The following is a 14,529-nucleotide window of genomic DNA, read 5'->3' as shown; positions in this document are numbered from 1 at the left end:
ATCGCCGAGTTCCGCGAAGCGGCGGCGAGCGCCAACATCCCGGTCGTTCAAGCGTAAGCTGAACCCTGGGTAAAAAACCCCGCCAATCGGCGGGGTTTTTTATTGGGCCCGCGGTGCGGGCCATCGCAGGCTTCGCCAGCTCCCACAGGCCTGCGTTCAGAACTTGACCTTGATACCGATCATGCCTTCATAGCTGCGGCTGTCCTTGTTGAATGCCTTCTGGTAACCGAGCGAGCCCGTCACCGTGGTGCGCTCATCGACCTGGTAGTCGACGCCCAGGTTCAGTTCGCCCCAGGTGCCGCTCATGTCCGTGCCAAAGGGGATGTAGCCATTGGCCGAGGAGAACTCGGTCTTGGCCTGGCCCTTGAACTCATGCCAGACGCTTGGGCGAACCCAGACATTGGTGCGGTGCACCTTGCCCTTGGCGTCTTCGCGGAACCAGTCCTTGTCTATGCGTACACCCAGGCGGCCGGTGAGCGAGTCGACGTCTTCGAAACGCACGTCCGATGCGTCATCATGGCTGTCGTCGACCTTGACCCTGGTGACGATCACCTGGGCCTGCGGCTCGATGTGCAGGGTCTTGTCCTTGTTCAGGTGCATCGGGTAGCCGCCTTCCAGCGAAGCCGTCACCCCACGGCCACGGGTCTTGAGCGCGTCCATGTCGTTGGGGCTGGCCTTGATGTCGAAGCGATTGAACTGCAGCACACCATCGAGGTACCAGCCTTCGGGGCCGAAGTGGGTCCAGTAGCCGCCGATGCCATAGGCGCGGACCAGATCATCGCCGGCACTGCTGCCGTTGGTGTGGTCGACGCTGCCGGCAATGCGCCCAACGTTCAGTGACAGGCCGGCCTGGTCGGTGCTGCCGTCGGTGTCTTCGTTGCGATAGAGGTCGGCACCGACCTGGAAGGCCTGCAGGCGGTAGTCGTAGCGGGCGCCCTCGCCCAGTTCGTCCTCGCCCTTGCGCAGGATCAGGCGACCCCAGCCCAGGGACGGGCCGTATTGTTCCAGCGCCTGGTCAGGCAGCGGGTCAGTGGCCAGCCGGCGTTCTTCGCCGACGCGCTCGTGCAGGGTATCGACCATGGCCCGGCTGTAGTTCAGCAGCATCGATGGCAAGGCACGGTACAGGGAGGTTTCCGGACGGTAGTTGGGCACCTGCGGACGAGCCGGGGCAACCGCTTGCTCGACCACGGGAACCAGCGGGGCGACAGGATCTTGCGGATCGACTGGATTGACCGGGATTACCGGATCAACCGGATCGACGGGGTCAACCGGTGCCGCATCGACGGTCGAGCGCAGGTACCAGGCTTCGCCGTTGCTGCCATCGAGGCTTGCGCGGTACAGGTTGTATTCGTAAGGGCCGGCCTTGACCCGGTTGAGCAGGCGGAAAGCCTCGGGATCGGTGGTGGCGCCATGTTGCGCATCGACCACCAGGATGCCGTTGCCCTGGGTCAGGGCGCCGGGGCCGCCGGCGTTGCGGATCAACAGGTTGCTGCTGCCGTCGGCCTTGCCACCGTCCACCACCAGTTTGTCCGACGGCGAGCCGTCGCTGTACAGGTAGGTGTTCAGGGCCAGGGTGCCGTTGGCGCCATGGTAGTCGTTGACCGTGAGGTGCTTGAAGTTGCCACCCAGGGGCGCACTGAAGTCGATCAGGCTGGCGTCGTTGCTCAGACTGCCAAGGTTCGATTCGCCGGTCAGGTTCCACAGGCTGGCGTCATGCAGGCTCACCGTGGAGCTGCTGCCCTCGGCGGTGTGTGCCGAGCCACTGAGCACCGAGCCGGAAACGTCGAGGGTGGCCCGGCCGGTGGCGGCCAGCGAGTTGCCGACCCCTTGCCACTGGCCGGTGCCCATATCGGGGATGCTGCTGCCATCGCTGGCCACCGCGCTGTCCACGTTCAGCCACTGGCCGCTGCCACCGACGATGGTGTCGACCAGGCTAATGTCCGCCACGCCGGCGCTGGCGATGGTGGCGCCATCACGGTTGCGCAGTACGCTGTTGTCGACGAGCGCCTTGCCCACCAGGGCCTCGGTGCCTTGTACGTACAGGGCCGAAGCCTGGCCGCCGCTGGCGTTGATGACGCTGGAACCAGCCTGCAGCTCGCCGCCGTTCTTGGCCACGGCGGCATGGGCCAGGTCGCCGGCGGTGTTCACCCCGACGCCGTCGAGCAGGACGCTGGCACGGTTGTTGGCCAGGGCGCCCAGGGCGGCGGTGCCCAGGGTGTTGACCGCGCTGTTGCTGGCACTCAGTCGTGCGCCGGATTCCGCCTGCAGGCCGTGGGACAGTTGGCCGTGGGTGGTCAGTGTCGAGTCGATCAGCTCCAGGGTTGCTTCAGGTGCCTGGTAGCGGCGGCTGACCAGGGCGCCGGCGGCCTGGTCGCCCAAGGTCTCGACACTGACGTTACGGGCGACCAGGCTCACCTGGCCGGGCTTGAGGGTGCCGATGCCGGCGTACAGGCCAATGGCGTATTGCCCTTGGGTCTGGAGCGACACACCGTCCAGCAGCATGCTGCCGCCGTCGTCCACTGCCGCGCCGTAGGCCTGGCTGCCGGTGGTCAGCACACTGGTGCCGTGAACGTTGAGCTGGGCGCCGGCATTGCGCGACGCCAGGGCATGGGGAAAGGTCAGGTTGGACGGCACCGGCGAGCCATTGCCGGTGGTGGTGACCGAACCGCCGAACAGGTCGATGGTGGAACCGGCGTCGGCCAGCACGCCCATGGCGTTGTCGTTGCCCGAGGTGTGCACCGTCAGGTTGCGCGCCAGCACCGTGGCGCTGCCGGCGCTCAGGCCCGTCGAATAGTTGCCCTGGGTGTCGATCAGGCCGTTGTTGATCGTCAGCTGGGCGCCAGCAAGGGCCCGTACGCCAAAGCTGGTTTTCTGGGTGGTGCGCACTTCGCTGTCGTCCAGTTGCAGGTGCGAGCCACTGCCCTCCACCAGCGCACCGACGCCCCAGGGACCGGCGGCACCGGCGACGGCACCGAGGCTGATATGGCTGTCGCTGACCCCGGCGCTGGCACCTGCGGTGACGTAGACGCCATGGGCACGGTTGCCGGTGACATCGATGCGGCTGCTGTCGACATCGGCCCGGGAGCCGCTGCCCTCGACGGAAACACCGTGGCTGTAGGTGCCCTGGGACGACAACTCACTGCCCTCGATGCTGATCGCCCCGCCGTTCATGGCCCGCGCGGCCGAGGCGTAGTCGGTGGCGCTGCCGGCGCCTTTCACCTCCAGGCTGCCATTACTGAAACTGATCCGGCTGTCGCTGCCTTCGGCACGTACGCCGCCCACGTAGTTGCCAGTGGCGCCGGCCTGCACCGCGTCGGCGGCAATGCTGGCACCGCCCTGGGCATGCAGCACCGCGGTGCTGCTGGTACTGGTGGCGGCGCCGGTGCTGGTGAAGGTGCTGCGATCGAGCTGGATGTGCGCGCTATCCTCGGCCCGCGCACCGCTGGCCGCAACGCCGCTGCTGGCCACGCTGATATCGCTGGCATCGATCCGGCTGCCACTGCCTGTGGCCTTAAGGCCATGACTGGCGGTGGTGGAACTGCTGGCGCCGGTCACGCTGATGGCACTGCCCTGGCTCAGGCTGATATGGCCACCGGCCTCGGCCAGTGCGCCGATCGAGCCCTTGGACAGAGTACTGACGCTGCCACCGGCAAAGTCGATGCTGCTGCCGGCGCCACTGGCCACCAGGCCATGGTTGCTCAGGCCGTTGACGCCACCGCCCAGGGTGACTGTGCTGTCGTGCAGGCTGACCTGGCCGCCGGTCCTGGCCGCAACACCGATCAGGTTGCTGGCGGTCACGGCGGTGCCGTTGCTGGCCTTGGGCACCAGGCTGACGCTCACCCCGGTGCCGCTCAGTTGACTGTTGTCACGTGCCAGCAGGCCGGTCTGGCCACTGGCGTTGGTGGCGGTCAAGGCGCTGGAGCTGACGCTGCCGCGCTCGAAGCCCACGCTGCTGCCCGCCTGGGCCAGCACGCCGATGGTGCGGGCCGCACCCAGGTTGACGCTGGCGTCGACATGGGCGCCGGCGCTGGCAATGCCGATGCCGTCGGCGCTATTGACGATGATCGGCGCCGGCGCCCCCAGCAGGCGGCTGGCGAACACCCGTGGGGCGTCTGTGCTGGCCTGCAGGGCGACGTCCAGGTAAGACGGCGCAACGATGGCCGCCGCTGTCGAGGGCGGGTCGAAATCTTCAGCGGGTGGGTCGACCGCGTTGTTCTCAGCCTCGGCCTCCAGGGCATTGAGGCTGAACACCCCGGCCAGCAGCAGGCCGATGGTGCGGCCCAGGCAGGTGCGCTGGAACTTCGGATGAGGGGCGGGAATGCGTTTGAAACTGTTCATGGAGGGCCTCGCAGGCACTGGAAGTGGAGTGCCTGCAGTCTGCGCGCGGGGGCTTACCGTGAATGTCGGAGCAACTTGCACCCGCTTGTAGGAGTGATTCCCGTCCCGGGCCCCTGGTCTATGCTTGGGGACGGAAAGGGACGCAACGGGACACGCCCATGAGCACCGTGCTGGTCGTGGATCAGCTGCCTATCGTTCGCGACGGCCTGCGCGCCGTGCTCGAACGTGCGGGCCATCAGGTCCTGGCCGAGGTCGACAATGGCCAGGACGCCTTGCTGCAATGCCGCCAGCTGCACCCGGAACTGGTGATCCTCGAACTGCTGGTGCCGCGCCTGGGCGGCCTGGACCTGCTGCGTCGGCTGCGGGCCAGCCATGCAGGGCTCAAGTTGCTGGTCTACAGCGTCCAGGAAGCCGGCCTGTACGCCGCCCGCTCGCTGCAGGCCGGCGCCGACGCCTATGTCTGCAAGACCGATGCGGTCGCCGAACTCGAGCGAGCCGTGCAGGCGGTCAGCCACGGGCGCAGCTACTTCCCCCGCGAAGCCACCCGCCAGGAGGCCCAGGGCCCGCGCAGCGAAGTCGACAGCGAGCTGGCCCAGCTGTCCGGGCGCGAGCTCACGGTGTTGCAGATGCTGAGCCAGGGCCTGAACAACAAGGACATCGCCGAGCAGTTGAGCCTGAGCTACAAGACTGTCAGCACCTACAAGGCCCGCCTGCACCAGAAGCTCAATGTCGGCAACGACTTCCAGTTGCTGGAAGTAGCCCGCAGCCACGGCCTGGTGGCCGGCGAGGATGGTGCCCGCACGTTGGGGGCGCCCACCGATCCCCAATTGCTGCGTGAATACGGCCTGCTGCGCGGGCTGCTCGATGCGGCGCCCTACCCGATGTTCGTACGCGACCTGGAAGGCCGGCTGTTGATGTGCAACCGCCGCTACCTGGCATTGGTCGGCGAAAGCTTCGAAGTCATTCGTGGCACCACGCTGGAGCAAGCCAAGTGGTTGCCGCCACACGTGCGTGTACGCTCGCAGATGCGCTTCAAGCAATCAGTGCGCCAGGAAGAACCCGTGATTTTCGAAGCGGTCGTCGAGTACCTGGGGGTGCCGACTGCCATGTATGGCTGGTGTACGCCCTTTCGCGACGAGGCCGGGCAACTGGTGGCCATGCTCGGCGGCATGCGTGACCTCACCGAGCGCGACAGCATGCTGGCCAGATTGCGTCACGAAGGCGCCGAGGCACGCTTCGAAAGTCATCTGAAAAGCTCGACCCTGGCCGCCATCAGCCAGGAGCTGCAGGCACTGCTGGCGGTCATGCAACAAAGCCTCGATGGCGCGGGCGCGCAGCAGTTGGTAGGGCAGATCGACAGCATGCGCCAATGCCTGGTCAGGGTCGACGAGTTGTGGGCACTGGATGCCCACCGGCAAGAGACCATTACCGAGGCGCACCACCTCGGTACCCTGACCGAAAGGATTCTTGTCCCCTTGCGCCAGCACCTGGAGGCCAAGGGCTGCCAGCTGGACCTGGGGCCCGCCCTGCACACGCTGAAAAGCGCCTGGATCGATGCCCGCCACTATCGTCAGTTGCTCGAGAGCCTGTTCGGCTACCTGCGCCTGGGCACGCTGCCACCCCGGATCAGCCTGCGGTTGACCACCAACCTGCAGCCACGCGGCTTGCTGCGCCTGTGCCTTGAACTGTCACCCTGGCATGAGCCGGACCTCGCCGATGCGTCGGCGCAATGGGCCCATGCCAGCCTGCAGCGGCTGTTACTGCTGCTGCAGGCCAGCGCACAGACGGTCGCCAGCGGGGATGGCGAAGCGCTGGCCTGGCGCCTTGAGCTTGACCTGCCGCAAGCCCTCACCTCCCCCTGACGACACATTCACTGATTGGCCAGCACCTGGTCGACGGTGGCCAGCACCTGGCCCGAGCGCAGTTGCTCGGTGACCGCGATGATGTCGGGATAGAAGGCACGGTCTTCATCGGCCACCGGCACGCGGCTGCGCACCAGTTGGTACAGCGCGCGGGTGGCACTGGAGGCCTTGTCCACCTCGTGGAAGTCCAGGGCCTGGCAGCCGACCAGCAGCTCGATGGCCAGCACCGACTCCAGCTTGCGCGAGACCTGGTAGGCCTTCATGGCCGCGTTGAAGGCAAAGCTCACCGGGTCTTCCTGGTTGCCGCAAGTGGACACGCTGTCGATGGTCGAAGGATGGGACAGCACCTTCATCTCGCCGAGCAGGCCGGCTGCGGTGTACTGGATGATCATGTAGCCGTTGTTCAGCCCGGGGTTGCGCACCAGGAACGCCGGCATTTCGCTGAAGTGCGAGTTGACCATGCGATCGGTGCGCCGCTCGGAGATCTTCGCCAGGTTGGTCATGGCGTTGCACAGGGTGTCGGCGGCCATGCCGATGTACGAGCCGTCGAAGTTGGCACCGGAGATGGCGATGCCGTCCTCGTCGCTCAGTGGGTAGATCACCGGGTTGTCGCCGGACGAGCCGATCTCGTTGTCGATGCAGGCCTGGGCGTAGGCAATGAACTGCTTCGAGGCGCCGTGTACCTGTGGGATGGCGCGCAGGCTGTAAGTGTCCTGCAGACGGTAGTCGATGTTGTCTTCGATCAATTGACTGTCGTTCAGCAGACGCTTGATGGTACGCGCGGTCTGCGCCTGCTCGGCATGGGCCTTGACCGAGTGGTAGCGGGCATCGAAGGCGCGGATGGTGCCCTTGAGCACTTCCAGCGACAGGGCCGCGGCAACGTCCGCGACCCGGGCCGCCTGGTTGGCGTTGTACTGGGCCAGGGTGGCGATGGCGGTGACCGAGGTGGTGCCGTTGAGCATGGCCAGGCCTTCCTTGCACTGCAGGGTGATCGGCTGCATGCCGACCTGGCGCAGTGCACTGGCGCCATCGATCCACTCGCCGCCAGCGACGCTGGCCTTGCCCTCGCCGATCAGCACCAGCGCCAGGTGGCCTTCAGGGCCCAGGTAGCCCACCGAGCCCTCGCCGGGAGCGAACGGCACCACGTCGTTGTTGAGCAGGCCGGCGATCTGTTCGAGCAGTTCCATGCGCACCCCGGAGAAGCCCTTGCCCAGGCTGACCAGGATCATCAACTGCACGGCGCGGACCTGCTCGCGGTTCAGCGGCTCGCCCACCGACACGGCGTGGGAACGGACGATGTTGACCTGCAGGGTCTGGGCGTCTTCGGGCGAGATGACATGGCGGACGTTGTCGCCAAAACCGGTGGTCACGCCGTAGACCAGGCGGTTCTCGTCGAGAAAGCGCTCGACCAGCCGGCGCGAGCGGCCGACCCGGGCGCGGTAGGCGTCGGAAAAACTCACCTTCGCGCCATAGCGGGCCACCGCGATAAAGGCTTCGATGGACGGCTTGGCGTCGTCCAGGACAACAGAGCGAATGTCTTGCGGATGAATGGGCATTGCGGTGCTCTCTCTCTTATTGACGTTTTTCAGGGCGTAGATCGCCTGTCCCGTTGAAGAACAGGCGAAAAAAAGTGTTGTCGGTGGTGTGCTCAGGCGTGGCTGAGGATGAACCGGCTGAAGCGCTCGCAATGCTGCTCGCCGAACATTTCCTGCGGCGTGCCCTGGGACTCGATCAGGCCCTGGTGCATGAACACCACGCGGTTCGAGACATTGCGGGCAAAGCCCATTTCATGGGTGACCACCAGCATGGTGCGGCCCTCCTCGGCCAGCGAGCGCATGACTTTGAGCACTTCGCCGACCAGCTCCGGGTCGAGGGCCGAGGTGGGCTCGTCGAACAGGATCACCCGCGGGCGCATGGCCAGGGTGCGGGCGATGGCCACCCGTTGTTGCTGGCCACCGGAGAGAAAGGCCGGGTAGTGATTGCGCTTGTCGGCCATGCCGACCCGCTCCAGCAGCGCCTCGGCCTCGTCGATACACTCGGTACGGGGGCGCTTTTGCACGTGCAGCGGGCCTTCGATGACGTTCTGCAGCACCGTCATGTGCGACCACAGGCCGAAGCTCTGGAACACCATGCCCAGCTGCGGGCGCAGGCGATCGAGCTGGCGCCGGTCGGCCGCCACCAGGCCTTGCTGGCCGCCGCGCTTGAGCGCCAGCTGTTCGCCGGCGACGTGGATTTCGCCGGCATCGGGGGTTTCCAGCAGGTTGATGCAGCGCAGGAAGGTACTCTTGCCCGAGCCACTGGCGCCGAGGATCGACACCACATCCCCTTCGTGGGCCTCCAGCGAGATGCCCTTGAGCACCTCCAGGTTGCCGAATGACTTGCGCAGGTGCTTTACCTGCAGGACCGGATCATTGCCTGTAGCCATGCCACTACCCTCTTGGTGCGCTCAATGCGTACTTTTTTGTTGTCGGACTCGCGGTGGCGGGTTGCCTTGGCGACAGCCTGCGCTCGACCAGCGTCAGCGTGCGGACGATCAGGAAGTTCAGCACCAGGTAGACCAGGGCGGCGCAGAGGAACACCTCAAGCGTGCGGTAGGTCTCGGCGATGATCCGCTGGGCCACGCCGGACACCTCATAGACCGTGACCAGGCTCGCCAGCGAGGTGGCCTTCATCATCAGGATGATTTCCGTCGAATAGGCCGGCAGGCAGCTGCGTAGTGCGATGGGGATGATGATCCGCCGCGCCAGCAGCCCGCCGGACATGCCCGCGGCCCTGGCGGCCTCGATCTGCTGCGCCGGCACCGCCTGCAGGCCGCCGCGGAAGATCTCGGCCATGTAGCCGGCGGTGCACAGTGCCAAGGCGATCACCGCACAGCTGAGCGGCTCGCGCAGCACCGGCCAGAACGGGCTCTGGCGCACCTCGGGGAACTGGCTCAGCCCGTAATAGAGCAGGAACATCTGGATCAGCAGCGGCGAGCCGCGGAACAAGAAGATGTAGCCCCGCGCCAGGTGCCGCAGCACGGCCACCTGGCAGGTGCGCAGCCACACGATCAGCAGTGCCAGCAGCGTGCCGAGGGCGACCGAGGCAGCGAACAGCAGCAGGGTCGTCGGCAAGGCGCGCAGCAGTTGCAGCAAGGTGTCGAACAAAAATGCAGTATCTATCGTCATGCTCAGTCCCCTGTTCAGCTACGGCGCAAGGTTCGGCCCACGCGCAGTTCGGCGCGGGAGAAGACCAGGTTGGAGAAGCCCGTCAGCACCAGGTACAGCGTGCAGCCGGTGACGAAGAACAGCACGAACTGGCCGGTGGACGAGGCCGCCACGCGGCTGGCGCGCATCAGTTCGACCAGCCCTGTGACCGAGATCAGCGCCGAGTCCTTCAGGCTGATCTGCCAGACGCCGCCCATGCCGGGCAAGGCGAAGCGCAGGATCTGCGGGGCGATGATCCTGCGAAAGCGCAGCATCAGCGGCATGCCGATGGCCCTGGCCGCCTCCAGCTCGCTACGGGCCACCGACTGGAATGCCCCTCGGAACACCTCGGCCTGGTAGGCGCCGGACACCACCCCCACCGCCAGGGCGCCGACCAGGAACGCCGGCAGGCTGATAAAACCGTCGGCTCCGAACAGCTTGCCGACACTGCTCACCAGCGCCGAGCCGCCGTAATAGAAGAGGTAGATCACCAGCAGTTCCGGTATGCCACGAAACACCGTGGTATAGGTCTCGCCGATCATCCGCAGCAGCCCGTTGTGGTGCAGCCTGGCCGCGGCCACCAGGGCCCCGAGCACGGCGCCTACCAGCATCGCCGCCACGGTCACCAGCACTGTCATCAGCGCCGCCATGAGCAGCACACTGCCCCAGCCGTTGGCGCCAAAACCAATCAGATCGATCACGTCGTGTCCCACCCTAAACATGTCAGTGAGCGCACGGCCCGCAGCGGGCCGTCGCGTCAGCACCCGGCGTCAGCGATGACGCCGGACTGTCCTGCCGGTTATTGGTTGGGCGGCGTGAAGTCGTGCCGGAACCATTTGTGGCTCAGTTCGCTGATGGTGCCGTCAGCGATCATCGACGCGATCGCGGCGTCCAGTTTGGCCTTGAGCTCCGGCTCACCCTGGCGGATGCCGAAGCCCTGGCCCTCACCCCAGATCGGCCCGCTGATCGCCGGCCCCACCAGCACCAGGCCGTTACTGCCGGCGCGCTGCAGTTCGCCGGCGAGAAAGCCGTAGTCTTCGAACACCACGTCGACGCGGCCGTTCTTCAGGTCCATCAACGGCTCCGGCGGGGTCTTGTATTCGCGAATGGTCGCCACCTGGCCGAACTGCTCGCGGATGAAGCCGCTGTACACAGTGCCGGAGACGATGCCGATCAACTTGCCCTTGAGGCGGTTGCGCAAGTCTTCAACGACCGGGGTGTCCTGGGCCGGGTCGCCGCGCAACACCAGGCTGCCTGTGCCCAGGTCGATGCCGCTGGACTGTTGGGCAATGAAGGTGGCCGGGGCGTCGGTATAGGGGCGGGAGAAATCGATGACCTTGCGCCGCTCGGCGCTGATCGCCAGGGCATCCATGATGACATCGAACTTGCCGGCCTTGAGGCCCGGAATCAGGCCGTCCCAGTCCTGGGCGACGAGTTTGCACTCGATTTTCATGCGCTCGCAGAGCACCTTGGCCATCTGCGGCTCGAAGCCGTCGAAGGAGCCATCCGGCAGTGTGCGGTTCCAGGGTTCGTAGACGCCTTCGGTGGCGATCTGGATGCTGTGCCACTCCTTGGCCTGGGTGGTCAGCGAAACACTGGCGAGGGTCATCAGTAGCGAGCAGGCGGCGAATGCGATTTTCTTGTTCTTCATGTTTTATTCTCCGATGTCGTAAAGGGCACGCGAGGCAAATCAGGTCAGGGCATCACATCGATAGGCAGTGCTCCACTATGAGTTTTCCAGCGCCACGACCACCGCAGAGGTCGGCCGTGCGCAGCACAACAGCACCTGGCCAGGCTCAGGCATCATCAGCGGCGGCTCGCGGTACTCCACCGTGCCGCTGAGCAGCGGTGACAGGCAGGCGTTGCACAGCCCGGCCCGGCAGCTGAACGGCGGCGTCAGGCCTGCGCGTTCGGCGCAGTCGAGCAGCGAGGGGCAGGCGTCATCCCAGGCCAGGGTCTGACCGCCCGGTTCGAAACACACGGTCAGCGCGGCGTCGGCCTGGGGAGCCGGTAGCGCTGGTGCGGCGGGTGCCTCGTCCTTGTCTTCGTCCAGCAGCGTGGCCGGACCGAAAAACTCGTAGCGGATCCGCTCCTTGTCGATGCCAAGGCTGCGCAGCAGGCGCCAGTTGGCCTGCATGAACGGCCGTGGCCCGCACAGGTAGGCGTCGTAGTCGTCCAGTGGCAGCAGCGCCTGCAGGGTTTGCCGGTTGACCAGGCCGCTGCTGTGGTGGTGGCCGTTGTCCAGGTCATCCCGGGTTGGCGTGCGGTAGCAGAAATGCACATGGATCCCCGCACGCCGGGCCGCCAGCGCCAGCACCTCGTCGCGCAAGGCATGCACAGCGCCGTTCTCGCAGGCATGGATGAAGTACACCGGGCGCGTCGAGCGGGTCGCCAGGCGATGCAGCATGCTGACCATCGGCGTCAGGCCCACGCCGCCGCTGAACAACAGCACCGGCCGTTCGCTGCTTTCATCCAGGACGAAGGTGCCGGAAGGACCGGCGACCTCCAACTGCCCGCCTACCTCCACGCGCTCGTGCAAAAAGCTCGAACCCAGCCCGGCCGGCAGGTCAGGCAAGTGCGCTGGCGGCAGCTCGTGCTTTACCGAGATGCGCAATCGGGCATGGTCATCCGGGTCGCTGGACAGGCTGTAGGCCCTTAACACCTGGGCACCTTCGGCCTGGGGGATGCGCACGACGATGAACTGCCCCGGGCGGAACTCGACATGTCCGGTGTGGGCGGCAGGCTCCAGCACCAGCGAGGTGATCGAGGCGCTTTCGCGCACCTTGCCGGTCACCTGGAAGCGCGCGAAGCCCTTGCTGGCGGGAATGGCGTCAAGCATGAGCCTTGACCTCGATGGTATTGAGTGCGCGGGCGGTGGCGGCGTCCTGTTCTTCGCGGATCAGGCGCTCCATGCCCCGGCGAAAGCGCAGCGGTCCCGAGTCGATGGCAAGATCAATGTTGGCGCTCTGGCGGTGCTTCATGCCGGCGTGCACGGCGGCGAGCACCACCCGGTCTTCCTCGAAGGCCCGGCGCACATCGACGGCGAAGCGGCGCGACACTTCTTCGTCGGCCGGGTCGAAGTTGCGCAGCTGGAACCAGTAGTAACGGGTGCGGTTCTCGTCGACCGGGGTCATGAAGTTGTAGGAGTCCATGACGAAGGCCTGCTCATGCGCCGCGGCGCCTTCACCGCCGGTGCCCGCCGGGGAATGGATGCCCTTGATGATCGCGTGGGCCGGGTAGCGCACCTCGTAGTACTGCAGGCGATCAGCGCGGCCGGCGAACTTCAGGTACTGCTGGTAGAACGGCGCTACCTCGATGTCGTACAGCCAGCGCGAGACCACCACGCCATCGTCGTTGACCAGGGTCTGCAACGGCTCGGACTCACAGGCCGTGGTGCCGAAGCTGCTCTGGTGGACCCAGGCGACGTGGGACGGGTCGAGCAGGTTGTCGGTCATGTACAGGTAGTTGCAGTCGATGGTCATCGAGTCGCCACGGTTCACCCCCCAAGCCGGATCGTTCCACTCGGGAATGTCGAGGAGCCTGGCCGGGTCGGCCAGGGCCGCATCACCCATCCACAGCCAGACCAGGCCATAGCGTTCCGCCACCGGGTAGCTGCGCACCTTCGCCGCTTGCGGGATACGCGACACACACGCGGCCTTTACGCAGGCGCCACTGCCATCGAAGGTCAGGCCGTGGTAACCGCACTCGACCACATCGCCATGCAAGCGGCCCATGGACAGCGGCAGCTTGCGGTGCGGGCAGGCATCTTCCAGGGCAACGACGACGCCATCGGCCTTGCGGTAGAGAACGATGGCTTCGCCAAGCAGGGTGGTCGCATGCAGGGCCTGCTTCACTTCGGTGTCCCAGGCGGCGGCGTACCAGGCGTTTCTCAAGAACATGGCGTGTAGCTCCTCTTGTTGTTATGCCAAGCGTGTGGCTTGTTGAGGAAGAGCCTATGCCGGGGTCGAACAAAAGAATAGATGGGCTTTTCTGTTGATTAGTTAAGTATTTCTAAACTACAAATAGGCACTCCATCCGCCGCTGCGAGCCCTGTCATGAGTCACCTTCCCCCCTTGCGTGCACTGGAAGTCTTCGAGGCCGTGGGCCTGTGTGGCGGCATCAGCCAGGCGGCCCGGCGCCTGGGCATTTCCGCAGGCGCGGTCAGCCAGCAGATGAAGCTGCTGGAAGAAGCCGTCGGCCTGAGCCTGACGGTCAAGGAAGGCCAGCGCCTGCGCCTGAACGCTGCCGGCCAGCACTTTCATGAAGGCTGCAGCCAGGCCTTCGAGCGCCTGCGCGCGGCCTATGCCGAACTGGAACGCTCGAAGAACGCCAACAACCTGTACATCAGCGCCCTGCCCTCGCTGCTGTCGAAGTGGCTGGCGCCGCGGGTGGCCGACTGGCAGACGGGCTATCCGGCGTTGAGCGTCTACCTGGACGGCACCCACACCGAGCCGTCGGAGGCCCAGGCCAACGGCGTCGATTTTCGCCTGAGCTACGGCGAGGGCATGCACGACGACCAGCACACCATCGAGCTGTTTCGCGACTGCGTGGTGCCGGCGTGCAGCCCGGGGTTGCTGGCGGGTGAGCAGACCCCGCAGGCGTTGCTGGAACAGCCGCTGATCACCATCGACTGGCGACCGAAGTTCGACTCGCCGCCGTCGTGGGAGCAGTGGTTCGCCGAGGCGGGTGTGGGCGAGGTTGCGGTCAGCAACACCCGGATCTACTCGCTCTCCTCCATGGCCATCCAGGCGGCCATCGAGGGCCAGGGCATTGTGCTCGCGCAGTATTCGATGATCAGCCGCGACATCGAGCAGGGCCTGCTGGTCATCCCCTGCGCCCTCGCCCTGCCGATGCCGGCGGCCTACTACCTGACCTGGAACCCCACCAGCGTCCACCGCAGCCAGTGCCGTACCTTCCAGCGCTGGCTGATCGAGCAGGGGCGCAGGCAGCAGGATGTGACGGATGCATTGCTGGGGGGCGCGGAACACCCTTGAACTGATCGGTTGGTGGGCCTGACGGCCGATCGCAGGCTTCGCCGGCGCCCACATATGGCCTGTAGGAGCGGGGGGGGGCCCCCCACAGCTCTTACACAACCAAAAAAAAAGAGGGGGAAAACCCCACCAAAAAAAAAAACAAAATGACAC

General features: G+C 65.9%; 10 protein-coding genes. 2 read left to right on the top strand and 8 right to left on the bottom strand.

The features are described 5' to 3' along the window. Positions 1-156 precede the first annotated feature (156 nt). Positions 157-4,338 (bottom strand): autotransporter outer membrane beta-barrel domain-containing protein, encoded by a 4,182-nt coding sequence (locus M2D63_RS25115; protein WP_285865797.1) that lies wholly within the window; start codon positions 4,336-4,338, stop codon positions 157-159. Between the two features lie 158 nt (positions 4,339-4,496). Here M2D63_RS25115 and M2D63_RS25110 point away from each other — a divergent pair, with 158 nt between their 5' ends. Continuing rightward, positions 4,497-6,200, top strand: a complete 1,704-nt coding sequence (locus M2D63_RS25110) for a LuxR C-terminal-related transcriptional regulator (RefSeq protein ID WP_285865796.1) — start codon at positions 4,497-4,499, stop codon at positions 6,198-6,200. An 8-nt stretch (positions 6,201-6,208) separates the two neighbouring features. Here M2D63_RS25110 and hutH read toward each other — a convergent pair whose 3' ends face one another. The 7 genes from hutH to M2D63_RS25075 form a co-directional block, all read right to left on the bottom strand. Further along, on the bottom strand, positions 6,209-7,756 hold the full coding sequence (hutH, locus tag M2D63_RS25105; protein ID WP_285865795.1) for a histidine ammonia-lyase: 1,548 nt from the start codon (positions 7,754-7,756) through the stop codon (positions 6,209-6,211). Between the two features lie 92 nt (positions 7,757-7,848). After that, positions 7,849-8,625, bottom strand: a complete 777-nt coding sequence (locus tag M2D63_RS25100; protein ID WP_285865794.1) for an ABC transporter ATP-binding protein — start codon at positions 8,623-8,625, stop codon at positions 7,849-7,851. Between the two features lie 4 nt (positions 8,626-8,629). Next, complete coding sequence (locus M2D63_RS25095; RefSeq protein ID WP_285865793.1) at positions 8,630-9,367, bottom strand: ABC transporter permease; 738 nt, start codon at positions 9,365-9,367, stop codon at positions 8,630-8,632. Between the two features lie 14 nt (positions 9,368-9,381). Then, complete coding sequence (locus tag M2D63_RS25090) at positions 9,382-10,086, bottom strand: ABC transporter permease (RefSeq protein WP_285865792.1); 705 nt, start codon at positions 10,084-10,086, stop codon at positions 9,382-9,384. A 98-nt stretch (positions 10,087-10,184) separates the two neighbouring features. Further along, positions 10,185-11,036: a transporter substrate-binding domain-containing protein gene (locus M2D63_RS25085; protein ID WP_285865791.1), complete on the bottom strand. Its 852-nt coding sequence runs from the start codon at positions 11,034-11,036 to the stop codon at positions 10,185-10,187. Positions 11,037-11,111: 75 nt separating this feature from the next. Next, positions 11,112-12,224 carry an FAD-binding oxidoreductase gene (locus tag M2D63_RS25080; RefSeq protein ID WP_285865790.1) on the bottom strand — a complete coding sequence of 371 codons (1,113 nt, stop codon included), beginning with the start codon at positions 12,222-12,224 and terminating at the stop codon, positions 11,112-11,114. Further along, positions 12,217-13,284, bottom strand: a complete 1,068-nt coding sequence (locus M2D63_RS25075) for an aromatic ring-hydroxylating dioxygenase subunit alpha (RefSeq protein WP_285865789.1) — start codon at positions 13,282-13,284, stop codon at positions 12,217-12,219. The genes M2D63_RS25080 and M2D63_RS25075 overlap by 8 nt, the downstream gene beginning before the upstream one ends. 156 nt (positions 13,285-13,440) lie before the next feature. Here M2D63_RS25075 and M2D63_RS25070 point away from each other — a divergent pair, with 156 nt between their 5' ends. Then, positions 13,441-14,379: a LysR substrate-binding domain-containing protein gene (locus tag M2D63_RS25070; RefSeq protein ID WP_285865788.1), complete on the top strand. Its 939-nt coding sequence runs from the start codon at positions 13,441-13,443 to the stop codon at positions 14,377-14,379. The last annotated feature ends 150 nt before the right edge of the window (positions 14,380-14,529 follow it).

The sequence above is a fragment of the Pseudomonas sp. BJa5 genome, from assembly GCF_030272875.2.
In the GTDB taxonomy this organism is placed as follows: domain Bacteria; phylum Pseudomonadota; class Gammaproteobacteria; order Pseudomonadales; family Pseudomonadaceae; genus Aquipseudomonas.
Note: the sequence above shows the minus strand (reverse complement) of the source record. Positions and strands in the feature narration are given on the sequence as shown.